Source organism: Bradyrhizobium tropiciagri (assembly GCF_018130545.1).
GTDB lineage: Bacteria > Pseudomonadota > Alphaproteobacteria > Rhizobiales > Xanthobacteraceae > Bradyrhizobium > Bradyrhizobium tropiciagri_A.
In genome coordinates, this window is record NZ_JAFCKF010000004.1 from 422,596 (window position 1) to 445,515 (window position 22,920).

Annotated in this window: 23 protein-coding genes; 10 read left to right on the plus strand and 13 right to left on the minus strand. The window is 64.8% G+C overall.

The features are described from left to right. The first annotated feature begins 43 nt into the window (after positions 1-43). Positions 44-880, plus strand: a complete 837-nt coding sequence (locus JQ616_RS19630; protein ID WP_212017043.1) for an enoyl-CoA hydratase-related protein — start codon at positions 44-46, stop codon at positions 878-880. Between the two features lie 20 nt (positions 881-900). On the opposite strand, the gene JQ616_RS19635 is transcribed toward JQ616_RS19630, so the two are convergent. The 6 genes from JQ616_RS19635 to hemP all read right to left on the minus strand — a co-directional run bounded on the left by JQ616_RS19635 (position 901) and on the right by hemP (position 6,129). Then, positions 901-1,344, minus strand: a complete 444-nt coding sequence (locus JQ616_RS19635; protein WP_212017045.1) for a hypothetical protein — start codon at positions 1,342-1,344, stop codon at positions 901-903. Positions 1,345-1,604: 260 nt separating this feature from the next. Further along, positions 1,605-2,957, minus strand: a complete 1,353-nt coding sequence (locus tag JQ616_RS19640) for an esterase-like activity of phytase family protein (RefSeq protein WP_212017047.1) — start codon at positions 2,955-2,957, stop codon at positions 1,605-1,607. A gap of 121 nt (positions 2,958-3,078) precedes the next feature. Continuing rightward, positions 3,079-3,882: a heme ABC transporter ATP-binding protein gene (locus JQ616_RS19645; RefSeq protein WP_212017049.1), complete on the minus strand. Its 804-nt coding sequence runs from the start codon at positions 3,880-3,882 to the stop codon at positions 3,079-3,081. After that, positions 3,879-4,979 (minus strand): FecCD family ABC transporter permease, encoded by a 1,101-nt coding sequence (locus JQ616_RS19650; RefSeq protein WP_212017051.1) that lies wholly within the window; start codon positions 4,977-4,979, stop codon positions 3,879-3,881. Before JQ616_RS19650 ends, JQ616_RS19645 begins: the two co-directional genes overlap by 4 nt. Beyond that, the gene (locus tag JQ616_RS19655; RefSeq protein ID WP_212017053.1) at positions 4,976-5,926 is read right to left on the minus strand and encodes a heme/hemin ABC transporter substrate-binding protein; all 951 of its coding nucleotides are present in this window, start codon (positions 5,924-5,926) and stop codon (positions 4,976-4,978) included. The genes JQ616_RS19650 and JQ616_RS19655 overlap by 4 nt, the downstream gene beginning before the upstream one ends. An 8-nt stretch (positions 5,927-5,934) precedes the next feature. Further along, positions 5,935-6,129 carry a hemin uptake protein HemP gene (hemP, locus tag JQ616_RS19660; RefSeq protein ID WP_212017055.1) on the minus strand — a complete coding sequence of 65 codons (195 nt, stop codon included), beginning with the start codon at positions 6,127-6,129 and terminating at the stop codon, positions 5,935-5,937. A gap of 251 nt (positions 6,130-6,380) precedes the next feature. Here hemP and JQ616_RS19665 point away from each other — a divergent pair, with 251 nt between their 5' ends. The 6 genes from JQ616_RS19665 (at position 6,381) to JQ616_RS19690 (ending at position 11,803) form a co-directional block, all read left to right on the plus strand. Beyond that, a complete protein-coding gene (locus JQ616_RS19665) occupies positions 6,381-8,729 on the plus strand; it encodes a TonB-dependent hemoglobin/transferrin/lactoferrin family receptor (protein ID WP_212017057.1) in 2,349 nt (782 codons plus the stop codon). A gap of 133 nt (positions 8,730-8,862) precedes the next feature. Continuing rightward, positions 8,863-9,195: an antibiotic biosynthesis monooxygenase family protein gene (locus JQ616_RS19670; protein WP_212017059.1), complete on the plus strand. Its 333-nt coding sequence runs from the start codon at positions 8,863-8,865 to the stop codon at positions 9,193-9,195. A 47-nt stretch (positions 9,196-9,242) separates the two neighbouring features. Then, positions 9,243-9,716: a heme utilization cystosolic carrier protein HutX gene (hutX, locus tag JQ616_RS19675; RefSeq protein ID WP_249137078.1), complete on the plus strand. Its 474-nt coding sequence runs from the start codon at positions 9,243-9,245 to the stop codon at positions 9,714-9,716. A gap of 57 nt (positions 9,717-9,773) precedes the next feature. Further along, positions 9,774-10,526, plus strand: coding sequence for a tonB-system energizer ExbB (gene exbB / locus JQ616_RS19680; protein ID WP_249137008.1), 753 nt, complete (start codon positions 9,774-9,776; stop codon positions 10,524-10,526). Between the two features lie 3 nt (positions 10,527-10,529). After that, a complete protein-coding gene (exbD, locus tag JQ616_RS19685; RefSeq protein WP_212017063.1) occupies positions 10,530-10,976 on the plus strand; it encodes a TonB system transport protein ExbD in 447 nt (148 codons plus the stop codon). A gap of 5 nt (positions 10,977-10,981) precedes the next feature. Next, positions 10,982-11,803 (plus strand): TonB family protein, encoded by an 822-nt coding sequence (locus tag JQ616_RS19690; RefSeq protein WP_212017065.1) that lies wholly within the window; start codon positions 10,982-10,984, stop codon positions 11,801-11,803. Between the two features lie 170 nt (positions 11,804-11,973). On the opposite strand, the gene JQ616_RS19695 is transcribed toward JQ616_RS19690, so the two are convergent. From JQ616_RS19695 to JQ616_RS19710, 4 genes are all read right to left on the minus strand, one after another. Beyond that, positions 11,974-12,870: a carbohydrate ABC transporter permease gene (locus JQ616_RS19695; RefSeq protein WP_212017067.1), complete on the minus strand. Its 897-nt coding sequence runs from the start codon at positions 12,868-12,870 to the stop codon at positions 11,974-11,976. Next, a complete protein-coding gene (locus JQ616_RS19700; protein ID WP_212017069.1) occupies positions 12,863-13,819 on the minus strand; it encodes a carbohydrate ABC transporter permease in 957 nt (318 codons plus the stop codon). Before JQ616_RS19700 ends, JQ616_RS19695 begins: the two co-directional genes overlap by 8 nt. A gap of 130 nt (positions 13,820-13,949) precedes the next feature. Continuing rightward, positions 13,950-15,296 (minus strand): ABC transporter substrate-binding protein, encoded by a 1,347-nt coding sequence (locus tag JQ616_RS19705; RefSeq protein ID WP_212017071.1) that lies wholly within the window; start codon positions 15,294-15,296, stop codon positions 13,950-13,952. Positions 15,297-15,455: 159 nt separating this feature from the next. Then, complete coding sequence (locus JQ616_RS19710; protein ID WP_212017073.1) at positions 15,456-16,499, minus strand: C-terminal binding protein; 1,044 nt, start codon at positions 16,497-16,499, stop codon at positions 15,456-15,458. 283 nt (positions 16,500-16,782) lie between these two features. Here JQ616_RS19710 and JQ616_RS19715 point away from each other — a divergent pair, with 283 nt between their 5' ends. Beyond that, positions 16,783-18,468, plus strand: coding sequence for a methyl-accepting chemotaxis protein (locus tag JQ616_RS19715; protein WP_212017075.1), 1,686 nt, complete (start codon positions 16,783-16,785; stop codon positions 18,466-18,468). Positions 18,469-18,718: 250 nt separating this feature from the next. Here the strand turns inward: JQ616_RS19715 and JQ616_RS19720 are convergent, their stop codons facing one another. Beyond that, positions 18,719-19,102 carry a nuclear transport factor 2 family protein gene (locus tag JQ616_RS19720; RefSeq protein ID WP_212017077.1) on the minus strand — a complete coding sequence of 128 codons (384 nt, stop codon included), beginning with the start codon at positions 19,100-19,102 and terminating at the stop codon, positions 18,719-18,721. Between the two features lie 118 nt (positions 19,103-19,220). On the opposite strand from JQ616_RS19720, the gene JQ616_RS19725 reads away from it, so the two are divergent. Next, on the plus strand, positions 19,221-20,177 hold the full coding sequence (locus JQ616_RS19725; protein ID WP_212017079.1) for a LysR family transcriptional regulator: 957 nt from the start codon (positions 19,221-19,223) through the stop codon (positions 20,175-20,177). A gap of 121 nt (positions 20,178-20,298) precedes the next feature. Here the strand turns inward: JQ616_RS19725 and JQ616_RS19730 are convergent, their stop codons facing one another. Continuing rightward, positions 20,299-21,261, minus strand: coding sequence for a DMT family transporter (locus JQ616_RS19730; protein ID WP_212017082.1), 963 nt, complete (start codon positions 21,259-21,261; stop codon positions 20,299-20,301). 275 nt (positions 21,262-21,536) lie between these two features. Beyond that, the gene (locus tag JQ616_RS19735; RefSeq protein ID WP_212017084.1) at positions 21,537-22,382 is read right to left on the minus strand and encodes a metal-dependent phosphohydrolase; all 846 of its coding nucleotides are present in this window, start codon (positions 22,380-22,382) and stop codon (positions 21,537-21,539) included. Positions 22,383-22,500: 118 nt separating this feature from the next. Here JQ616_RS19735 and JQ616_RS19740 point away from each other — a divergent pair, with 118 nt between their 5' ends. Continuing rightward, the gene (locus JQ616_RS19740) at positions 22,501-22,902 is read left to right on the plus strand and encodes a DUF1330 domain-containing protein (RefSeq protein ID WP_212017086.1); all 402 of its coding nucleotides are present in this window, start codon (positions 22,501-22,503) and stop codon (positions 22,900-22,902) included. Positions 22,903-22,920: the final 18 nt, after the last annotated feature.

Consider the following 22,920-nt stretch of genomic DNA (forward strand, 5'->3'; position numbering starts at 1 on the left):
ATCACTTTGCCAAAGGCAACAAAGCCTGAGATCGGGAGGACCCATGAGCTACCAGCACATCATCGTCGATGATCCGCGACCGCGCGTGCGCCGCATCACGCTGAACCGCCCCGAAAAGCGCAATGCGCTGAACAATCGCCTGCGCGGCGAGATTTTCGAGGTGCTGGAGCAGGCCGATCGCGACCCCGGGATTTCGATCTCGATCCTCCGCGGCGCGGGGCCGTGCTTCTCGGCGGGCTACGATCTCTCCGCCGACAACCGCGTCGACCAGCCCTATCATTCGGCATCAGGCCCCGGCCAATGGTCGCGCCACGTCGTCGAGGGCTGGTTCTCGATCTGGGATCTCGCAAAGCCTGTCATCGCACAGGTGCACGGCTATTGTCTCGCCGGCGGCACCGAGTTGGCGACCGCCTGCGACGTGGTCTATGTCGCCGACGATGCCCAGATCGGCTATCCGCCGGTGCGGCTGATGAGCCCGCCCGACATGCAGTATCACCCCTGGCTGGTCGGCATGCGCCGGGCCATGGAATTGATGCTGACGGGCGATGCGATGTCCGGCCGCGAGGCTGCCGAATGGGGCTACGCGACCCGCTCGTTCCCGCTGGCCGAGCTCGAGGCGAAGACACTCGATTTCGCCGAGCGCGCGGCAAAGGTGCCGGTCGAGCTGCAGCAGCTCAACAAGCGCAGTGTGCATCGCGCGATGGAGATCATGGGCGCCCGCGCCGCGATGCGCGCCGGCACCGAGATCCAGGCGCTGGCCTTCACGACCGAGGCGAGCAAGGCCTACATGGCAGGTTTCCGCCGCGACGGCGGCAGCGTGAAGGCGCAGCTCGACCAGCGCGACACGACGTTCGGGGATTACCGGACCAAGAAGGAGTGACGCTTGCCGGCCGACGCCGGCTAGAAGCCGGCGTTCTCCTCCAGCCATTGCTGATCGTCCCAATGCGCGCGGCGGCCGAGGACATAGTCGCGGGCATCGTCCATGAAGCGCACCTTGCTGGCGAGCGCTCCAAGGAACGCGGCGATCGCCGCAATCCAGGGCCACAGATGCATCAGCAGCGTACCGGGTATCTGGTTGGCGAATCCCGCCTGCAGCGCGCCCGTCGCGAAGTAGGCCAACACGGCCCACGCAAGGGCGAGGATTGTCGCCACGATCTGATAGGTGTTCTGATGAAGCCGCACCAGCCATCGCATCAGGCACAGATAAGCAAAGTAAACGATCACGCCGAGCATCAAGGCGATGCATGGCGGGGGCAGGCCCCAGCTTTGGTCCCAGGCCAGGTACGCAATGAAGCCCGCGGCGATCAGGCCCTCAATATAGGTTAGCGTGGATTTCTCGCTCATGATTTGCCCCGAAGCGATTCAAGTATCGGTCGAGGCTATCATTATCTAGCGTGTTGCTAGAAGTGCAATTGTAGGACAACCGTTGGGAATGGGTGAGGCCTGACGGCCGCCTAGGTCACCGCATACTCACTGTCATGCCCCGCCTTGAGCGGGGCATCCAGTACGCCGCGGCCTATCCGATGAACTCGAACGCCTCTGGAATACTGGATCGCCCGGTCCAGCCGGGCGACGACACTGTTGTTTTGGGGGCAAGCAACCGCTCATTTCGCCTTCAGGAAGTCACCCACTTCAAGCAGCACGAACTCGTCGTCATCGGCCTTGTTCGGATCGCGGCTCGAGGAGAACGGCAGGTTGTTGTCGTTGCCGACGATGATGTGGGTCTCGTCGACGCGGTCGACGTTCTCGATGGTGAAGAACGGGAAGGTGTAGACGCCGTCATTGAGCGGCTTGCGGGCCTTCTTGTTCGGATCGCGGATCTTCAAGAGGTCGATATAGGCGATCTTGCGCACCGGCTTGCCGACATTGGCGTCGGATAGTTCGATCTTGTAGATGCGCTTGAACTTGGCAAGGTCGGGGAAACAGGTCTCGCCGCGCTGACCTTGCGGGCAGGCCTTGTCGGCGGTGCCTTCGCCATTGTCGCGCTCGATCACGAGGCCCTGGGTCGGATCGATCATGTTGAAGTCGCCGATCGCATTGCCGTTCTGCTCGAACACATACTGCCAGTAGCGGCCGGTGAACTTCTCCGCGGCGACGTCGAATTCCAGGATCCGCGAGGCTTCCTTGCCGTCGACCTTCTCCCAGTCCTTCTTGTCGGCATCCCACAGCGGTCCTTCAAGCAGGCCGTAGAGGAATTTGCCGTCCTTGGAGGAAGCGAAGCCCTCATAGCCCTTGGAACGGCGCAGATTGACGTTGGTGTAGGTGGCGCCGGGCGCACCGGGCGACTGCACCGCCCAGTGATCCGGCGAGCGCACCGGCTTGCCGTCCGCGACCGTCTCGAACACCGCGAGGATCTTGCCGGTCTTGTCGGCCTTGAGGATATAGGGCCCGAACTCGTCGCCGATCCAGAAGGTGTCGTTGATGATCTGGAAGCCCTCGGTGTCGAAGTCGGCACCGGTGAGGTAGCGCTTGGCGGTGTCCTCATGCACGATGCGGAACGGCACCTTCTTGTCGGGATCGTGCAGGAACACGGTCTCCTGGCGCTCGATCTTGCCGCCGGCCCAATCCATCTTGTAGCGGTTCAGATACAGCATCGAGTCCGCCGAGTTGTAGCGCGAGCCCATGCCGTTGTCGGTGATCACCCAGAACGAGCCGTCCGGCATCGCCTTGATGCCGGAATGGCCCTGCAACGGCTGGCCCTTGAACGGCAGCGACACGCCGGTCGGCCGCTCGTAGGACTTGCCCATCACGGTGCCGATCGCATCGACGCGCTTGCCGGTGGTGTACTTGCCGGAGGTTTTCAGGTCGTTCGGCGCGTCGGCGGGCGCGTCGATGAAGCTCTCCGCCGGCATCACCACATGCCCTGTCAGCGTCGCCGGATATTCGCCTTCGCTCTGCGCGAACACCGATGTGGCGAGCAGGAGCGAGGCGACGGAGCAGAGCAAGGACAGGCGCATGGTTGATCTCCCAAGGAAGGATACGACGGGATAAACGATGCGGTGTTCTCCGAGGCGCCTGTTACAGCCGGCTGACAGTTTTGTGAATGACGCGCATTGCAGCGGGATAAGGCTTGCGGCGTTACGTCGCTTGGCTTGCGGAGCGCATCGTTTGGGGTAGCAGGAACGGCACGCCGTCTCCGGTGTAGTCGATCGCAACGTCGATCTCGAATATCCGCTTCAGCGTGTCGGCCTGCATCGCGGCGACACGGTCGCCGTCGACAGCGAGCCTTCCCCGATGCAGCAGCAGGATGCGGTCCGCGAACCGCATCGCGAGGTTGAGGTCGTGCAGGATTGCGATCACGGCGGTGCCGCGCGCGGCGCGCCGTCGCGCGGTCTCGACCAGGTCGATCTGATGCCGCAGATCGAGGCTCGAGGTCGGCTCATCAAGCAGCAGCAGCCCCGGCCCGTGCAGCGCCTCGCCACAGGCAAGCTGCACCAGCACACGGGCGAAATGCGCGCGCTGCTGCTCGCCGCCGGACAGCGTCGGCAATTGTCGGAGACGGAAATGCGAAAGCCCGACCTCGTCCAGCGCCGCCGTGACCAGCGCGCGCGTGACGGCGCGCGGGCTCTCACCAGCGCCCATGCTGACGATTTCTTCCACGGTGAATGGGAAGCTGACGTTGACGTGCTGCGCCAGCATCGCGCGATGCTGCGCCAGCTCACGCGGACGGTAGGCGTTGAGCTCGCGCTGCCTGAGCCGAATCGTTCCGCGCGACGGGCGGAGATCACCGGACAGCATCCGTAGTAACGTCGATTTGCCGGCGCCGTTCGGCCCCACGATCGCGACCATCTCGCCAGCATTGATCTGTAGCGACACCGCGTCGACCAGGGGTGTGCCGCCGACCGTCATCGATACCAACTGCGCCTCGAGCAGGGCGGTCATAACGACACCAGCCCGCGTTGACGCAGCAGCATGGCGAGGAAGAACGGCGCGCCGATCGCCGCGGTCAGGATGCCGATCGGCATTTCCGCTGGCGCCACGATGGTGCGCGCCACCGTGTCGGCGCCGACCAAGAGGACCGCACCCAGCAGTGTGGAGGCCGGTAACAGGAGCCGGTGCGCGGGCCCGATCACCAGACGTAGCAGATGCGGCACCACGATGCCGACGAAGCCGACCACGCCGCAGACCGAGACCGCGACGCCGGTCATCGCCGACACCAGCACGATCGCGCTTCGCTTCAGCCGTTCGACGTCGACACCGCTGTGGAACGCCTCGGCCTCGCCGAGCACCAGCACGTCGAGCCCGCGCGCGATCCAGAGGCAGGCGACGACAGCAACAGCCAGCACCGGCGCCAGCGCCGTGAGCTTGGTCCAGGCCGCGCCGCTCAGCGAACCCAGCATCCAGAAGGTGATGTCGCGGAGCTGGCGGTCGTCGGCGACGAACACCAAAAGGCCGATGCCGGCATTGGCGATCGCGGCAATCGCGAGTCCGGCGAGCAGGAAGATCGCAATCGATGTCCGGCCGCCGCGGCTGGCGATGCCATAAAGCACGATGGTCGTGATCAGCGAGCCGGCAAAGGCCGCAATCGGCAGCAATTGGTGTTGCAGAAAGCGCAGGCTTTCGCCGAGATGACTGTCGGTGAACACGATCGCGGCCGCCGCGGCGAACGCGCCGCCGGAGGAGACGCCGACCAGCGCCGGGTCTGCGAGGGGATTGCGGAACAGGCCCTGCATGATCGTGCCCGACATGGCAAGGAGGCCGCCGACCATCGCGGCCGCCGCGATCCTGGGGATACGGATCGACCACACCACGAGCTGGTCGCGCGCGAGCAGCGGGTTGGTCGTGCCGTCGGCCCATAACCCGAGCGCGGCCGGCAGCCGCGCCATCGGAATGCCGGCGGCCCCGACCGTCAGGGCGAGCAGTGCCGTTCCGGCGAGTACGGCAAACAGGCAGAGCAGTGTGAGTGTCGCGGCCGGCCGCAGCGACATTGCGGCGCGCCGCTGTTTCGCACCCGCGCGACGCTCGGCGAGCACGCTCATTGCCGGCAGTTCGTGGTCAGCGCCGATGGCTTGAACTTGTCGGCCTCAGCCGCCAGCGCCGGATAGAGCTTGACCGAGAGGTCGCGAGCCGCCGCGGCGGTGCGCGGTCCGAAGCCGAGCAGGTAAAGCCCTTCCATCGCGATGAAGGCCTTGTTGGCCGCGACCGGCGTCAGGGCGAAGGCTGGATGCGCGAACACGGCATCCGATGTCAGCGAGTCCTTGCCGCGGTCGATCGACAGCACGACATCCGGTTTCGCCGCCACGATGGCTTCGTCGTTTACCGGCTTGTAGCCGTCGTAACCGTCGACCGCGTTGACGCCGCCGGCGAGTTGGATGATCTCGTCCGCGGCGGTCTTGTGGCCCGCGGCCAGCGCCCGGCCGTTCAAGAGCGACATCACGAACATCACGCGCACCGGCTTTGTCACCTTGGCGCGCAACGTGCGCAGTTGTGCGAGATCGCTTTCCACCGCTGTCGAGAGGCAGGCGGCGCGCGGATCGGCACCCATGGCGTGGCCGACGAGTTTGATTTTCTCGATCAGCCCGGCTTCAGAGAAATTCTCCGGCACCAGCACCAGTGGCACCTTCGCCGCTTCCAGCACGTCCATCGTCTCCTTCGGCCCGGAGCCCTCCACCGCGAGCACCAGCGACGGGTGCAGCCCGAGCACGCCCTCCGGCGACAACTGGCGCATGTAGCCGACGTCGGGCTTGTCGCGCAGCGCTGCCGGCGGATAGAGGCTGGTCGCATCGACGCCGGCGATGCGGTCCTCGAAGCCAAGCGCGTAGAGGATCTCGGTGATCGCGCCGCCGATCGAGACGATCCGCGAGGGATCGCTGATCACGACGTCGCGGTCGCGGGCGTTATGCACGGTGATGCCTTCGGCGGTCGCTGCGCCTGATGGCAGCAGACAGGAGAGCGCGAACACAGCGAGCGTGCGACAAATTGTCATCGGGGCCGTCACTTGGTGAGGATCAGCTTGTTCTGCGAGGTCAGCCGCAACCGGTAATGCTCCTCGCCATGCACGATGATGATCTCGCGTTCGGTCGCGAACAGTTCGCGGCTGTCGAGGCGATTCCCGCGCATGATGAGGGTTTTGGCTGTGTCAGACGCCTGTTCGGCGGCGCCGAACTTGTCTCCGGAGGTTGCCGACATTCTCGTGGTACTGCGCCTTCAAAATCTTCAAATGCTGCTTGCTTGTATAAGCGGGCGAAGGCGCATTCCAACGGTCGCACTTTACAATCGATGTAAACAGCGGCGCCGCATTCTTGACCGCTTTGTTGCCGGCCCGTAACCAATCATCACACGATGCGAGCCTGTCGCTTGCATCGCAACGTAGCCAGCAAGCCGCTCCGTGGAGCGCACGCCAGCCAAACCAGAGAAGCGATGATTGGGCTGGGGCTAGAATGGCTGACGGGGCTAGGGTTTCGCGCGCCTTGATTTTGGGTGCGTCGGTGTTTTCATTTTCGGCGGCATTGCCGGAGAGCAGTTTCGCGCAAGCGGTCGATGCTTCGGCTGCACGTCCCACGAACGAGCGGCCGAAGCAGGCCAAGCGGAAGCCGAAGCCCGCTGCCGAACAGCAGGCCGCGGCATCGCCCGCGATGACTGCGCGTGCGCAGATCGGCGCGGTGCCGGTGCAGTCGCTCGACACCATCACGGCGGTGGCATCCAAGACCGACGAGCGCGCGATCGACGCGCTGGCGCCGGTCAGCTCGGTCACGCTGGAGAAGATTCAAGGCCTGCAGCCGAACCGGACTTCCGACATCTTCTACAACGTGCCCGGCGTCTCGTTCCAGGAGCGCGGTGACGATCCGGCGACCGTCATCAACATCCGCGGCCTGCAGGACTTTGGCCGTGTCGCTGTCGTGGTCGACGGCGCGCGGCAGAACTATCAGCGCACCGGCCACAACGCCAACGGCTCGTTCTTCCTCGATCCGGAACTGATCGGCGGCGTCGACGTGGTGCGCGGCCCGACCGCGAACATCAACGGCTCCGGCGCGATCGGCGGCGTGGTCTCGTTCCGCACCAAGGATATCGACGACGTGGTGCGTCCCGGCGAGCGTTGGGGCGTCGACATGTCGGGCTCCTACGGCAGCAACAAGGACCGCGGCATGGGCTCGGTATTCGGCGGCGTGCGCGCCGATCCGAATGTCGACGTGTTCGGTGGCGCGGTCTACCGCACCCAGAGTAATTACAAGGACGGGGCGGGCACCGAGATCGGCAACACCGGCAACGATATCGCGGCCGGCTTGATGAAGGTAACGATCCGCCCGGCCGAAGGCCACGAATTCAAGATCGGCGGCATCTTCCAGGATTACCAGTACAATATCGGTCAGCCGAACCGCGGCCCGACCACGACGGCGGCGCCGTTGGCGGCCATCGCGGGTTCCTCGGTCTACGCCTCCGACGCGAAGAACTACACGGGCACGCTGAGCTGGCGCTATTCCAAGCCCGACGACATGCTGTTCGACTGGAACATCTCGGTCTACGGCAATCGCACCGACAACGACCAGGTCAAGACCTACAACAACCGCATCACCACAGGCGGCGGCGTTTGCACGCTCGCCAATCCCGGCAACAACATCTCCGGCTGCGTCGGCGACAGACGCGGCTATTCGCTCGACACCGTCGGCCTCGACGTCAACAACACCTCGCGCTTCAATATCGGTGATTGGCGCAACGCCGTGACCTACGGCTTCGACGCGTTTCGCGATGATGTCGAGACTTTCGAATCCCGCGGTAACTCCAACGTCACGACGCCGAGTGGCCAGCGCACGGTGTCCGGCGGCTTCGTGCAGCTGAAGCAGAACTATTCGACCTGGCTCGAGCTCGTCAGCGCCGTCCGCTATGACCATTACGAGCTCGACTCGATCAACACCACGACCAGCGGCGACCGGCTGTCGCCGAAGATCACGCTCGGCGTCACGCCCGTTGCCGGCTTCACGCCCTATGTGAGCTATGCCGAAGGCTATCGCGCGCCGTCGATCACCGAGACGCTGATCTCGGGCGGTCATGCCACCGGCGGTGGCCCGGCGCTGTTCAACTGCCCCGACGGCACCAGCGGCCTGTTCTGCTTCCTGCCCAACGCGGCGCTGCGGCCCGAGGTCGGCAAGAACAAGGAGGCCGGCATCAACCTGAAGTATGACGGCATCTTCACCGCGAGTGACTCGTTCCGCGGCAAGATCAACGTGTTCCACAACGACGTCGACGGCTATATCGACCTCATTGCGTCGACGCCGACCACGACACCTTTCGGACGATTCAGCCAATTCTATCAATACCAGAACATTGCCCATGCCCGCATCGAAGGCGTCGAGCTCGAGACGATGTATGACGCCGGCAACTGGTTCGTCGGCGTCGCCGGCCATCTGATGCGCGGCCGGAACACCGAGACCAACGTCGGCCTCGCCACCATCACGCCGCGCAAGGTGACGACGACGGGCGGCGTGCGGCTGCTCGACCGCTCGCTGATCATTGCCGCGCAATGGTCGTCGTTCGGCGCCAACAACGATCTGCCGGCGGGCTATCTGCCCTCGACCGGCTACGAGCTGGTCAATCTTTATCTGACCTGGAACGCCACCAAGGACATCACCTTCACGGCGTCGGTCGACAACCTCTTGAACCAGTACTACCGGCCCTATGCGATCCCGGGCTCCTCGACCGACGGCACGACGCAGAACGACGTGCTGTTCTCGAGCCCCGGTCCGGGCACCGTCTACAAGGCCGGTCTGAAGATTCACCTAGGTGGAGCGTAACGCGGCAGGCCGATCATTCCATCCAGGTTGCTCCGGCCGCGCTGGTGCCCCAGCGCGGCTTTGGCGCATTCATGATATCAACGAGATCAACCGGCAGGATCAGGGCATCCGCCGCCAAACAGGAGAAGGTTTCATGTTCATCGCAATGAACCGGTTTCAGGTGATCAAGGGCAAGGAGCAGGCATTCGAGACGGTCTGGAAGACCCGCGAATCCTATCTCGGCGATCTGCCCGGCTTCATCGAGTTTCATCTGGTGAAGGGCCCCGAGGCCGAGGACCACACGCTCTATGCGACCCACACGGTGTGGGCCAGCAAGACGGCGTTCGAGGACTGGACCAAGTCGGACGCGTTCCGCCGCGCCCACTCTCGCGCCGGCAACGAGACCGGCGGCAGCCTCTATCTCGGCCATCCCAGGTTCGAAGGGTTTGAGGTGCTGATCACCGAGCGCGCGAAGAGCCCGGCGTGACGGAGGCAGCCGTGTCGCATGCGGAGCTTGCCGCGCTGAAGGCCTACATGGCTGACAATCCCGGCGCTGTGATCGAGGACGTCGCGCGCGAGCGCAAGGTGACGCCGCGAGTGGTGCTCGAGGCGCTGCCCGAGAGCATGGTGCGGATCGGCGCCGGCGAATTCGCCGCCGCGATGCAGGACATCGCGGAATGGGGCGAGGTGACGCTGATCGTGCATACCGATGATGCGATCTTCGAGTTCACCGGCGCCGTTCCGAAAGGCGAAGTGGGCCGCGGCTATTTCAACCTGATGCAGCCGAAGGGACTGCACGGCCATCTCAGGCATGAGCGCTGCGCGGCGATCGCCTTCGTCGAGCGGCCCTTCATGGGCAAGGTGTCGGCCTTCATCGCCTTCATCAATCGCGATGGCGGCATCATGTTGAAGGTCTTCGTCGGTCGCGACGAGACGCGCGCGCTGCGCAGTGATCAGCTGGCGCGTTTCCACGCGCTGGCGGATCGTCTTGCGCCGAAAGCGGGCTGAGACCAACGAGGACGGGAAGCGATCATGTCGCATCGGTGGCTTGGGCGATGCATCTGGATGACGGCATCTGCCGTGCTCGGCATGCTGCCGGGGGCGGGGCTTGCCGCGACCGACGCCGCGTTGCTGCCGCATAATCTCTCGCCCTGGGGCATGTTCGCGAGCGCCGACATCGTCGTGAAGGCGGTCATGATCGGGCTCGCCTTCGCCTCGCTGACCACCTGGACGGTCTGGCTCGCCAAGACCACCGAGATCCGCCGCAAGAGCGCGCTGGCGCGGCAGCGGATCGGCCTGCTTGAGCGCGACATTCAGCTCGCCGAGGTCGAGCAGGCGAGCCGCGACGGCAACGACGCCGTGGCGCAGATCGTGCAGTCGGCCTCGCGCGAGGCCGAACTCTCCGGCGGTCTGTTCGACGACGGCTTCAAGGAGCGCATCGCGCTGCGGCTGGAGCGGGTCGAAGCGGCGATGTCGCGGCAGATCGCGCGGGGCACCGGCGTGCTCGCCACGATCGGTGCCACCGCGCCGTTCGTCGGCCTGTTCGGCACGGTGTGGGGCATCATGAATGCCTTCATCGGCATCTCGGAGGCGCACACCACCAATCTCGCGGTGGTCGCGCCGGGCATCGCCGAGGCGCTGCTCGCAACCGCGCTTGGCCTCGTTGCCGCGATTCCCGCGGTCGTGATCTACAATCATCTGACCCGCTCGATCGCGGCCTATCGAGCGCTGCTCGGCGATGCCTCCGTGATGGTGATGCTGCTGGTCAGCCGCGAGGGCGATCGCAGCCTGTTCCGGCTGGCGCGTGCCGCGGAGTAGGGGATGGGCGCAAAGCTTGGGAGTACCGGGGCGTTCGGTGGCCGGCGTCGCGGCGACGATGATCTGGCCGAGGCGCATGAGATCAACGTCACGCCGTTCATCGACGTGATGCTGGTGCTGCTGATCATCTTCATGGTGGCGGCGCCGCTCGCAACCGTCGATTTGGGCGTCGATCTGCCGGCCTCCACCGCCGAGCCGCAGCCGCGGCCGGACAAGCCGGTGTTCGTCACCGTGAAGCCGGACCTGTCGGTCGCGGTCGGCGAAGGCGTGATCGCGCGCGATGCCTTGACCTCGGCGCTTGACGGCGCCACCCAGGGCAACAAGGACGAACGCATCTTCCTGCGCGCCGACAAGGCGGTCAGCTATGGCGATTTGATGGAGGTGATGGACCTGTTGCGCAACGCCGGCTATCTCAAGATTGCGTTGGTCGGCCTCGACGGGCGCAGCTGATTCCGATGAACGCCTACGCGCTTCATGATGCGGGCGGCGATATCCGGTTGAGGCGCTGGGGTCTGTCGGCGGCCGCGATCCTGGTGGCACATGCGGCGCTGCTCGCGCTCGGCATGAGCTGGACGTCAGCACCGCCGCCGGGCGTGGCGGTGCCGGCGGTGCTGGTCGACCTGACGCCGATCACGTCAGCGCCGCAGATTTCCGAGACCGAGCTGCCGCCGGGTCCCGCGATGCAGGAGGCCGATGCCTCGCCGCCGGAGCCAGCTGTCGCGCAGCCCGTGCAAGAGGAGATCGTGCCGACGCCGTTGCAGGAGAAGCCCGAGGTGACCGCGCCGCCGGAGCAGAAGCAGCAGGTCGTGCCGCCGAAGCCCGAGCCCGCGAAGATCGTCCCGGAGCACAAGCCGGAACCGATCAAGCCGAAGGTGGTTCGCCGCGAGGCCAAGAAGCCGTCCGAGGCGACGCCGGCGCCGCGCACCAGCGCGCCGAGCCGCGCCGAACGTCAGGCGCCGGCTGCGTCCGCGATCAGCGCCGGCGCCGCGGCGTCGGTGATCGCGGCCTACAACGCCCGCGTCCGTGCGCATCTCTTGCGCTTCCACTCCTATCCGGCCGGCGGCAACGGCCAGCGCGGCGTGGTCCGCCTGGTGTTCACGCTCGGTCGCGGCGGCCAGGTGCTGTCGAGCCATCTCGGCAGTTCCTCCGGCAATCCGACCTTCGACGCGCGGGCGCTGGCGATGCTACGCCAGGCCCAGCCGTTTCCGGCGTTTCCGGAGGAGGTCACGCAGGGCTCGATGGGATTCAGCGTGCCCGTTGCGTTCGTGCCGCGTTAGGGCACGCAACGCCAATCCACGTACCAGCCTTTCCCCGTCATCCTGAGGAGCGCGGAACGCGCGTCTCGAAGGATCGACGGCCCGGCTGGTGGCCGTCGATCCTTCGAGGCTCGCTCCGCTCGCACCTCAGGATGACGGAGACAGAGCGGATTTCGCTTCCATAGTGCCAGCTACTCCTTCACCGCTCCCGTCAGCGACGACACGTAGTAGTCGACGAACAGCGAGTAGAACAGCGCGACCGGGAGTGAGCCGAGCAGCGAGCCCGCCATCAGCGCGCCCCACTGATAGACGTCGCCGGTGATGAGCTCGGTCAGGATCGCGACCGGCACCGTCTTGTTGGCGCCGCTCTGGATGAAGGCCAGCGCGTAGATGAACTCGTTCCAGGACAGCGTGAAGGAGAAGATGCCGGCCGAGATCAGCCCGGGCACCGCGAGCGGCAGCGTGATCCGCCACAGGATCTGCAGCCGCGTCGCGCCGTCGACCAGCGCGCATTCCTCGAGCTCGTAGGGGATCGACTTGAAATAGCCGATCAAAAGCCAGGTGCAGAACGGCACCAGGAAGGTCGGGTAGACCAGGATCAGTGCGAGCGGCGAATCGAACAGGCCGAACTGCACGATCACGGTGGCGAGCGGAATGAACAGGATCGACGGCGGCACCAGATAGGCGAGATAGATGCCGAGCCCGACATAGGGGCTGCCGCGGAAGCGCAGCCGCTCGATCGCATAGGCGGCGAGCGTCGAAGCAAACAGCGACAGGAAGGTCGAGCCGATCGCGACCACCATCGTGGTCTTCAGCCAGCGCGGATACGAGGTGTCGAACAGCAGATGTTTGACATGTGCGAGCGTCGGCGAGGTGATCCAGAACGGATTGTGCTCCTTGTAGTTCAGAAGCTCGGCGTTCGGTTTGAACGAGGTAATCGCCATCCAGTAGAACGGGAACAGCAGGATCAGGATGAAGCAGGCGAGCGGCAGATAGATCATCACCACGCGCCGGGCGCGGGAATCCCACGCCATCGTGTCGGGCGTGGCGCTGGCGACGTTGGAGGACTGGGCTGCGACGTCAGTCATTGGCTTCTCCCTGCTGCCATTTGCGGCGGGCGAGGCCGAAGTAGCTGAACAATGTCGCGAACACCAGGAACGGGATCATCGAGACCGCGATCGCGGCACCTTCGCCGAGCTCGCCGCCGGCGATGCCGCGCTGGAACGCCAGGGTCGCGAGCAGATGGGTCGAGTTGACCGGGCCGCCGCGGGTGATGGCGTAGACCAGCTGGAAGTCGGTGAAGGTGAAGATGATCGAGAACGTCATCACGATCGCCAGGATCGGCATCATCATCGGGAAGGTGATGTAGCGGAAGCGCTGCCAGGAGGTGGCGCCGTCGAGCATCGCCGCCTCATAGAGCGAGGGCGAGATGGTTTGCAGTCCAGCCAGGAGCGAGATCGCGACGAACGGGATGCCGCGCCAGATATTGGCCGCGATCAGCGAGAACCGCGCCGGCCAGGGCGAGCCGAGGAAGTCGACATTGCTGTCACGCCAATGCAGCACGTCGACCAGCAGATAGGAGATGATCGAGAACTGCGGATCATAGATCCACCAGAACGCCAGCGCGGACAGCACCGTCGGCACGATCCACGGCAACAGCACGATCGCTCGGATCAGGCTCTTGAACGGGAAATGGTTGTTGAGCAGCAGCGCCAGCCAGAAGCCGAGCGCGAATTTTCCGAAGGTTGCGACCGCGGTGTAGAAGATCGAGTAGAACACTGCGTTCCACCACAGCGGATCCTTGAGCAGATACTGGAAGTTCTCCAGCCCGATGAAGATGCCGCGCTGGCCGATCGTGGTGTCGGTGAAGGCAAGCCAGATGCCGAGGCCGAGCGGATAGGTGAGGAACACCAAGAGCAGACCGACCGCGGGCGCCAGGCACATCACGATCAGGAACGGCTTGTAGTCGAACAGGCGCGCGAGCCAGCCCGGCTGGTGCAGGGCTGCGCCGCGCGAAGGGAGGGTGGTTACGGACATTGAATGCTCGTCTTGTCGTCATTGCGAAGAGCGAAGCGACGAAGCAATCCATTTCTCCTGGTGGCGGTATGGATTGCTTCGCTTCGCTCGCAATGACGGTGGATTAAGTTTCGCAGTTCAATGAGCGCCGTTACCGGCCTTGCCGCCGGAAGTACCGCTTGGCGCGCTGCTCGGCTTCCGCCGCGGCGGCCTCCGGCGTTGCCGCATCGGTCGCGACCGAGGCGCACATCTGCACCAGCACATAGTCGGCGTTGACGGCGCCGGTCGCGGTCGAGATCGGCCCCTTGTAGCCGTTATAGTAGGGGCTCTTCATGGTGTCCTTGAAGATCGCGACCTTGGGATCGCCCGACCACACCGCGGCGTCAGCATAGGCTGCGAGCGGCTGCGACCAGTAGCCGGAGTTGGCGTTGAGCCACGGCTCGTACTGCTCCTTCTCCAGCATGAACTGCAGGAACGCCTTCGCCGCATTGGGATACGGGCTGTGCTTGAACGCCATCGCATTCAACGTCAGGCCCGACATCGGCGAGACCGATGCCAGTCCCTTGGGCAGGAACTGATGCTCGGTATCGTCGGCGACCGCCTTGGTGGCAGGATCGTTCTTCAGCGAGAAGTACAGCGAGACGCCGTTGGCGGTGAGGCCGATCTCCTGCGACGAGTAGGCGCGATTGTTGGAGACGTCGTTCCAGGACGGCGTGCCGGCGATGAAGGTCGGATACAGCTCCTTCAGATATTTCAGCGCGGCGATCGTCTCCTTGCTGTTGATGATGATGTTGCCTTCCTCATCGAGCAGCGCGGCGTTGTGCGACCAGAGCAGCCAGTTGGCGAAGCCGTTGCCGTCGCCGACGGCGTTGCCGAGCGCAAATCCCGCCGGCTTGCCGGCCGCCTTCAGCTTCTTGCAGAGCTCGAGGATCCCTGCATGGTCTTCCGGCACCTTGTCGAATCCGGCCGCATTGACCAGCGACTTGCGATAGACCAGCGGGCCGCCCGAAGCGCCGAACGGCAGGCCGACCCAGCTCTTCGACTTCGAGCGCATGCCGTAGCGTTTTGCCAACGTGAGCCAGCCGCCGTAGCGCTTGTCGAGGTAATCGGCGACATCGGTCAATTCGATCAGCTTGTCGATATAGATGTGCGGCGCGTCGCCGAAGCCGATGATGATGTCGGGGCCGGCGCCGGAATTCGAGGTCACCGCGGTCTGCTGGTTGATGTCCTCCCAGCCGACGAAGTCGACCTTGACCTCGACGCCGGTCTTGTCGGTGAATCGCTTGGCATTTGCGCGGAACACGTCCTCGTCGGCCTGCACGAAGCGCACCGGTCGCAGCATGCGCAAGGTCGCGCCCTTTTCGATCGGCAGCGACGGCGCTGCGACGTCGGCAGCCTTGACCTTCGACGCCTCCTGCGCCGAAGCGCCGGTGACTGCCAGTGCCGCCGCGGATGCCCCCAGCACCAGCGCGTCGCGACGCGTGATCTCGTACTTCATGTCGTTCGCACTCCCGTTTTTATTGTTTCGTTGTTGTTGTTTCTTCCCGGCGTTTGGTCGCCGGTGAAGGCCTTGTGGTCTCGTCTTGTGGTCTTGGCGCGCCCGCCGCGCAAAGGGCCCGCATCAGACGGGCCCTCGCACGAAGAGCGTCGTCCCGCCTCAGCTGTTCGGACCGCGATCCATGCTGACGGGTTGCCAGCGGCGCAGCGCGGTGTCTTGCAGCACCGACGGGTTCACGCAGCTTACCGGCCACATGCCTTGCAGCACTAGTGACAATTCGTAGCCCACCCGGCGCTTGCGCGCCTCGTCAAAACGTGCCGATGCCGAGGCGACATGGGCGGTCAAGGTAACATTGTCCATCCCGAGCATCGGATTGTTGTGCGACGGCGGCTCCTTCTCCAGCACGTCGAGCGCGGCGTGGGCGATCCAACTCTCCTGGAGCGCCTTGATCAGCGATTCCTCGTCGACGGTGGCGCCGCGGCCGGTGTTGATGAAGACAGCCGATTTTTTCATCTGGCGAAAATGCTTCTCGGTCAGCATGTGATGCACTTCGGGGCGCGCCGGGGCATGCATCGAGACGAAATCCGACTGCGACAGCACCTCCGAGAGCGTCGAGGGGATCACGCCGTGGTCGTACATCAGCGTTTCCTGGATGAAGGGGTCGTAGGCCATCATCCGAAGGCCGAACGGCGCGGCACGCTTCGCCACCGCGCGGGCGACCCGGCCGAACGAGATGAAGCCGAGCGTCTGGCCCATCAGCCGCGGAATCTTCAACAGCGCCGGGCGGCCCTCGGCCCAGCGGCCGCTGCGCACCATCTTGTCCTGCTCGATCAGGCGGCGGAAGCCTGACAGCAGCAGCATCATGGCGTGGTCGGCCACTTCCTCGATGAAGGTGTCGGGAATGTTGGTTACGGGAATGCCGCGCGCGGTCGCGGCCTTGACGTCGACCGAGTCGACGCCGACGCTGCCGAGCGTGATTACCTTGCAGTTCTCGAGTGCGTCGATCACCGCCTTGGTGATCGGCATGCCCTTGGCGTAGATCGCATCCGCGGTGCGGGCGGCTGCGATGAAATCGGCCTCGTTGGCCGGCGCCTCGACGATCTCTGCGCCGATCGGATCGAGCGCTTCGCGCTCGTAATCATAGCCGCCGCCGGCAACCGTGAAGCTCGCGCCCTTCGGCGTCACCACCCTGAATTTCGACATTGTCTGCTCCCGATGTGAGGTCTTCTGTTCTTGCTTCTTGCTGTTTGTTGCTTGGTCTTGGTGCTTGGTCTTCTTGATTCTTGGAGCGCGGCTTGTAGCGCCGCCTTCCCATACTTCTACGCGAGCCCGGCCGTCTCCTCCACAATTGCCGGTTGGTCCGCAGCCCGATTCTCCGGGCTTCTACGGGGAACCACCGTAACCATCAGGTAAAGGGTCTCACATTACGGTGAGCGGAATCAATCCGCCAATCGCGTCGCGTTCCCCGCCTCCTCTGGAGATCCCCGTGAAGCTGTCAAATCTAAAGATCACCCCCAAGCTCGGCATTCTGGTGGGGGTGACCCTCCTCGGTCTGTGCACGGCCGGCATTCTCGCCGGTCATTTGATGCAGCGTGAGATGACAAATGCTCGCATCGACCAGGCCAAGGCGATGGTCGAGATGGCGAAGAACATGGCGGCGAGCCTGAAGAAGGACGTCGACGCCGGAAAGATGACCAAGGAAGCGGCAATCGCCGAGTTGGGCAAGCGCGGCAACGCGATGACCTACGATAACGGCTCGGGTTATCTGTTCGGCACCGATTACAACGGCATCACGGTGCTGGCGCCCGATCCGAAGCAGGTCGGAACCAACCGCATGGATGTCGTGACCAACGGCCGCAAGCTCTCGTGGGAGCTGATGAACGGTGTGAAGGCCAATGGCGATATCCTGCTGTTCTATGAATATGTGAAGCCCGGCCAGGAGACGCCGATCCGAAAGCTCGGTTACGCGGTCGCGGTGCCCGGTTTCGACATGTATCTCGGCACCGGCGCCTATCTCGACGATATCGACGCCAAGATGCGTCCCATTGCCTGGTTGCTCGGGCTCGCGATCATCGGCATCGGCATCATCTCGAGTTCGGTCGCCTGGCTGATCGGGCGCAGCATTTCCCGGCCGCTGAACCTGCTCGGTGCCCGCATGCGCGACATCGCGGACGGCAAGCTTGATGGCGACATTCCCGGCGTCGGCCGTGGCGACGAGGTCGGCGGGATGGCGGCAACCGTCCAGGTCTTCAAGGACAATGCGATCCGTATCCGCGGCCTCGAGCAGGCTGAGGCCGAGACCCAGGCGCGTGCCGCGTCCGAGCGCCGCAGCGCGATGCAGAACCTTGCGAGCGATTTCGAGCGCAGCGTGAACGGCATCGTCCGCACGGTGGCATCCGCCGCCGCCGGCATGCAGACCACGGCACAATCGATGACCGCGACCGCCAGCGACGCCAGCGCGCGGGCCGCGACGGTGGGCGCTGCGTCCGACAGTGCCTCCAACAATGTCGGTACCGTTGCTGCTGCGGCCGAGGAACTCTCCAGCTCGGTTGCCGAGATCTCGCGTCAGGTGGCGCGTTCCAGCGAGGTCGCGAGCCAGGCAGTGGCCGATGCCGAGCGCACCAACGCGACGGTGCAGGCGCTCTCCACCGGTGCCGAGAAGATCGGCGAGGTGGTCAAGCTGATCCACTCGATCGCGGCGCAGACCAACCTGCTCGCGCTCAACGCCACCATCGAGGCGGCGCGCGCCGGCGAATCCGGCCGCGGTTTCGCGGTGGTTGCCTCCGAAGTGAAGGCGCTGGCCAACCAGACCGCCAAGGCGACCGAGGAGATCTCGGCGCAGGTCGCCGCGATGCAGGCGTCCACCGGCGAGGCGGTGACCTCGATCGGCGGCATCACCGCGACCATCGCGCAGATGAGCGAGATCACGGCCTCGATCTCGACCGCGATCGACCAGCAGGGCGATGCGACGCGCGAGATCGCGCGCAACATCCAGCAGGTCGCGGCCGGCTCGAGCGAGATCTCGACCCATATCGGCGGCGTCACGTCAGCGGCCGCCGCCACCGGCACCGCGGCAGGCGACGTGCTGTCGAATGCGCGCGAACTGGACACCCAGTCCGGCATGCTGCGCAACGCGGTCGACGAATTCCTGCAGAAGGTCCGCGCGGCGTAACGCCGGCGCGATCAATCGACATCATCGTGATGCCCGGGCTTGGCCCGGGCATTCGCGTTTTGAGCCGTCTACTGCTTCTCGATCCCGGCGTCGGCGATCAGCACGAGCTGCTCAGGGGCGCGCTGCCGAAAATATCGAAAACAACCCCATGCAAAGTAGCCGGTGACGGCCGGCCTGGGACCGGCCGACTTGACACGTCGGGCAACTCAGTGTCATATTTCTAATATTCAGAAAATCGACCGCGAGAGCGTCACGATCCGGCCGGGAAGACCTGCGCGACGTGAAACGCCTTGGTGGTGATGAGCCATCTGCCGTCGATCCGATGAAATACCAGATGGTCGATGAAGCCGGTTTGACCGGCCCTGACGCGCACCTTGGCGACGGCCAGATCGGGCGCGGTCTGGTCGATGCTGATGATCGCCTCCTCGCGCGGCGATTTCATCGACGCCGGCGACGGACGGCTGCGGATGAAGTCGCGGAATTCCGCGGCCGAGCGCACCGTGTGCTTGCCGTCCCGGATGCCGTGCACGATGGATGCATCGGCGAAGACGTCGCGGAACCGGCTGTCGTCGACGTCGTACATCAGGTCGAAATATCCATCGATCGCGGCCGCGATGGCCTGGATGTCGCTCATTGCAAGATCTCCTCAGGCGATGATGTGGCGGTGGCCTCATCTGCGCAGACAGTGGCCGATATGGTGGCGGAGTGCTACGACTGGGCGGTCATCTCTTGGATGACTGAGAGGCATCGGCATGGACGAAGTTGACGGTCGGCTGGTCGGCGGCCTGGTGGTCCTCGCGGCGCTGGCGGATGCGCGCAGCTTTGGCCGCGCCGCCGAACGGCTCGGCATGACGCAGTCCGGGGTCAGCAAGGCGATCGCCAAGCTCGAGGCGCGCCTCGATGCCAGGCTGGTTCACCGCACGAGCCGCGCCGTCGAGCTCACCGAGGACGGACGCGCGCTGGTCGAGCGGGTGGCCGCGCATCTGGCCGGGATCGGCGAGGCGGCCGCGGAGACCTCGAAATCGCGCGATGCGGTGCGCGGCAGGCTGCGGGTCAATGTCGACCCGCTGTTCTCCCGCATGGTGCTGTCGCCGAAGCTGAGCGAATTCCTGCTGCACAATCCGGGCATGGAGCTGCGTATCGAGACCCGCGACCGGATCGCGGATCTGGTCAGCGACGGCTTCGATCTGGCGGTGCGTTTCGGCGAGCCGGCGCCGTCGTCGCTGATTGCGCGCCGGGTGCTCGATGCGCGTGTGCTCACCGTGGCCTCGCCGATCTATCTCGAACGACACGGCCGCCCGCTTGATCCGCGGGAGCTGGCGAGCCGCGACCATCAGTGCATCCATGCAATCGACGCGGCGACCGGGCGTCCCTTCGATTGGGAGTTCTGGCGCGGCGGCGAGGTCGTGCCGGTCGCGGTCAACGGGCGGCTCACCGTGACCGATTCAGGAACCAAGCTCGGCGCCTGCCTCGCCGGCTTCGGCATCGCGCAGGTGATCGATATCGGGCTCGACGATCATCTGAAGAGCGGCGCGCTGATCGAGCTGTTTCCGGATTGGCCCGACGAGCGTTTCCCGCTCTACGTCTATTACGCCTCGCGCAGCCACGTGCCGGCCAAGGTGAGACGATTTATCGACTTCATCACGGAAACGCTGGCGGCAAAGCCACATTCGCCGCGCAAATCCGCCGGCCTGCGCAAGGTAGGTTAGAGCGTTTTCGAGCGAAGTGGATACCGGTTCGCGTGAAGAAAACGCGTCAAAACAAAAAGCTAGAGCTTCGGTTCTGATTCAATCAGAACCGAAAATGCTCTAGCCATATCCTCGGCGTCAGCTAGCTCTTTGGCGATCCTTTCGCAGACCCTTGCCGCGAGGCGATGATGACGCCGGCGAGCACCAGCGCGTAGCCGATCAGGTGGAATGGCGCGAGCGTCTCGCCGAGCAGCAGGATCGCCATCGCCGAGCCGAACACCGGCACCAGATGGAAGAACGGCGCGGCGCGGTTCGGGCCGATCAGCGCGACGCCGCGGTTGAAGAACAGATAGGCCAGGGTGGACGGGAAGATCAGCACGTAGACCAGCGTGGCCATGGTCAGAACGTCGAACTTCAACGTCACCCCGTTCAAGAATTCCCAGATCGCCATCGGCAGCAGCATCAGCGCGCCGCAGCAGGTGGTGAACGAGATCAGCGAGAGCTGATGGATCTTCGGCCGCCGCGGGATCAGCGCCGAATAGAGCCCGAATGACACCAGCGAGGCGCCGAACATGATGTCGCCCCGGTTGAAGCTGATGCTGGCGAGCGCGGAGAAGTCGCCGCGCAGGATGATGGTCAGCACGCCGGCCAGCGAGATCGCGATGCCGGCAAGCTGCGCCGGCGTCAGCCGTACGCCGAACAGGATCAGCGACCACAGCGCGACGAACAGCGGCCCTGCCGACTGGATCAACAGTGCGTTCAGCGCCTCGGTGTACTGCATCGCCCAGTAGGAGATCGCGTTGTTGAAGGCGAAGCCGACCGCGGACAGCAGCAGCATCAGCGGCAGCGCCCCGCGCAGCTTCGGCCAGTCCTCTTTCAAGTGCGGCCAGGCGAACGGCAGCAGGATCAGGAACACGCCGAACCAGCGGATCGTGGTCAGCGTGACCGGCGGCACATGGCTGCCGACATGCCGCGCCAGCACGATGTTGGCGGCCCAGAACAGCGACGTCAGGCTGAGCAGCAGATAAGGCTGGTTGTTGAGCCAGTGCAGCGGGGAGCGGCTGGGGGTGGTGGCAGGTGCGGGCAAGGCGCGAAGATCGGTCATTATTTGGCGGATGTTGTGCCCGAATCCGCCGCGGCGACAAGACGAAAGTGCGGATTGGAGCCATGCGTGCCGGCGGCGCAATCTGTCCGGACTGACACACCGTCCGATATGTCATTGTCGCGAAACACCACATCCCGTCATCCTGAGGAGCGAGCCTCTTCGGCGAGCCTCGAAGGATGCACGGCCCGACTGTGGCCGATTCATCCTTCGAGGCTCGCTCCGCTCGCACCTCAGGATGACGGGGTAGTCCCTGCGCGTGTCTGAGACGCTCCCGCCTATTTCTGCGGCCCCGACAGCGAGATGTCGCGCTCGGCGCGAAATACGTTGCTGTAGAGATTGGCGATCCATTGCCGTCCGCTGGAGGTGATGTTGAGGTGGCGGATCGCCTTCTGCACATGCGGCGCGACGCTGTCCCAGTAGAAGCGCGGATAGAGGTCGACGAGATCGGCCGGCGAATCGTAGCCGAGCTGGCGGTTCAGTCCGGCTTCCTCGAATTCGAGGTACAGCGCGTTGGCCTTGCGGATGTAATGGGGATCGCCGAGCTGGCCGATCAAATCTGCGGCCCGCAGCAGGGTCGCCTCATCGCCGAAATCCTCATCGTCGTCAGGAGCGGTGAGCGGAAAGCGGGTGCCCTCGATGGCGCGCGCGATGCGCTCCTTGTCGAGCAGCGCGACGCCCTTGAGCCGTTCCATCACGAAGATCTTCGAGCGGTCGACGTGATAGGACATCAGTCCGGCATCCGACGAGCCGCGTGGCAGGATCACCTTGCGGCCGTCAGCATCGACCAGATAGCCGTTCTGGTCGTCGGCATCGAACAGTCCGCGCACATAGCCGATGTCATGGGTGAGGCAGGCGATGATGACATGCGCATAATCCTCGGCGCTCATGTGCGAGTGCAGCGCGCGGCCGCGCAGGATGTCGTGGCCGGCCAGCGTCACCAGCATGGTGTGCTCGACATTGTGATAGAGCGCGTCGCTGTTGCCGATGCATTCGAGCGCGATCCGCGCGATCGAGGGCACCATCTCGACCAGCTCGGTCTGCGACGAGCCGAACCGGCGCTGCATGTATTCGCCGAGGAATTTGCCAAGCGCGTCGGCCGCAAGTTCGGGAAGGGTCATCACGGCATTGACCTCCGAGATCGGGTGGTGAGCTTACGGCCTGCCAGCATTTCAGGGTAGTCCCGCGATGTGACATAATGTTTGCGGCTGGGCAGATACGACCTTCGGGTGGGAGCGGGTGATGGGCGTCGATCTTTTGAACGTCAGGGGCTTGGGCGAGCTGGATCAAGAGGCTCCGGTCGTGATGGTCAATCTGATGCGATTTCGCGCGCGGTCGCTCGACGGTGACGGCTCGGGCTGGGACGCCTATCTGCGCTATAGCGCGCTCACCGTGCCGATGATCAAGGCGCGCGGCGGCACGCTGCTCTGGACCGGAAATGCCGAGACGGTCGCGCTGGGCGAGCCGGCCGGCCAGCGCTGGGACTATCTCGCTTTGGTCTCCTATCCGAGCGTCGCCGCCTTCATCGACATGATGACCTCGGCCGACTACGAGAACCGCTGCGACCCGCATCGCCGCAATGGCTGCGAGGAGCATGTCATCATCGCGACGCGCGAGGCCTACAGCAAGTTCAAGGTGGGGTGAGGGGAGCGCGCTTTGCCC

What these genes read in the sequence shown, in the direction of transcription:
- exbD (WP_212017063.1), top strand. Translation starts at nt 10,530, where the DNA reads ATGGGCGCAAAGCTTGGGAGTACCGGGGCGTTCGGTGGCCGGCGTCGC.
- JQ616_RS19740 (WP_212017086.1), top strand. Translation starts at nt 22,501, where the DNA reads ATGGGCGTCGATCTTTTGAACGTCAGGGGCTTGGGCGAGCTGGATCAA.
- JQ616_RS19700 (WP_212017069.1), bottom strand. Translation starts at nt 13,819, where the DNA reads ATGTCCGTAACCACCCTCCCTTCGCGCGGCGCAGCCCTGCACCAGCCG.
- JQ616_RS19705 (WP_212017071.1), bottom strand. Translation starts at nt 15,296, where the DNA reads ATGAAGTACGAGATCACGCGTCGCGACGCGCTGGTGCTGGGGGCATCC.
- JQ616_RS19720 (WP_212017077.1), bottom strand. Translation starts at nt 19,102, where the DNA reads ATGAGCGACATCCAGGCCATCGCGGCCGCGATCGATGGATATTTCGAC.
- JQ616_RS19655 (WP_212017053.1), bottom strand. Translation starts at nt 5,926, where the DNA reads ATGACAATTTGTCGCACGCTCGCTGTGTTCGCGCTCTCCTGTCTGCTG.
- JQ616_RS19690 (WP_212017065.1), top strand. Translation starts at nt 10,982, where the DNA reads ATGAACGCCTACGCGCTTCATGATGCGGGCGGCGATATCCGGTTGAGG.
- JQ616_RS19640 (WP_212017047.1), bottom strand. Translation starts at nt 2,957, where the DNA reads ATGCGCCTGTCCTTGCTCTGCTCCGTCGCCTCGCTCCTGCTCGCCACA.
- JQ616_RS19695 (WP_212017067.1), bottom strand. Translation starts at nt 12,870, where the DNA reads ATGACTGACGTCGCAGCCCAGTCCTCCAACGTCGCCAGCGCCACGCCC.
- JQ616_RS19650 (WP_212017051.1), bottom strand. Translation starts at nt 4,979, where the DNA reads ATGAGCGTGCTCGCCGAGCGTCGCGCGGGTGCGAAACAGCGGCGCGCC.
- JQ616_RS19635 (WP_212017045.1), bottom strand. Translation starts at nt 1,344, where the DNA reads ATGAGCGAGAAATCCACGCTAACCTATATTGAGGGCCTGATCGCCGCG.
- JQ616_RS19630 (WP_212017043.1), top strand. Translation starts at nt 44, where the DNA reads ATGAGCTACCAGCACATCATCGTCGATGATCCGCGACCGCGCGTGCGC.
- exbB (WP_249137008.1), top strand. Translation starts at nt 9,774, where the DNA reads ATGACGGCATCTGCCGTGCTCGGCATGCTGCCGGGGGCGGGGCTTGCC.
- JQ616_RS19665 (WP_212017057.1), top strand. Translation starts at nt 6,381, where the DNA reads ATGGCTGACGGGGCTAGGGTTTCGCGCGCCTTGATTTTGGGTGCGTCG.
- JQ616_RS19710 (WP_212017073.1), bottom strand. Translation starts at nt 16,499, where the DNA reads ATGTCGAAATTCAGGGTGGTGACGCCGAAGGGCGCGAGCTTCACGGTT.
- JQ616_RS19730 (WP_212017082.1), bottom strand. Translation starts at nt 21,261, where the DNA reads ATGACCGATCTTCGCGCCTTGCCCGCACCTGCCACCACCCCCAGCCGC.
- JQ616_RS19725 (WP_212017079.1), top strand. Translation starts at nt 19,221, where the DNA reads ATGGACGAAGTTGACGGTCGGCTGGTCGGCGGCCTGGTGGTCCTCGCG.
- JQ616_RS19645 (WP_212017049.1), bottom strand. Translation starts at nt 3,882, where the DNA reads ATGACCGCCCTGCTCGAGGCGCAGTTGGTATCGATGACGGTCGGCGGC.
- JQ616_RS19670 (WP_212017059.1), top strand. Translation starts at nt 8,863, where the DNA reads ATGTTCATCGCAATGAACCGGTTTCAGGTGATCAAGGGCAAGGAGCAG.
- hutX (WP_249137078.1), top strand. Translation starts at nt 9,243, where the DNA reads ATGGCTGACAATCCCGGCGCTGTGATCGAGGACGTCGCGCGCGAGCGC.
- hemP (WP_212017055.1), bottom strand. Translation starts at nt 6,129, where the DNA reads ATGTCGGCAACCTCCGGAGACAAGTTCGGCGCCGCCGAACAGGCGTCT.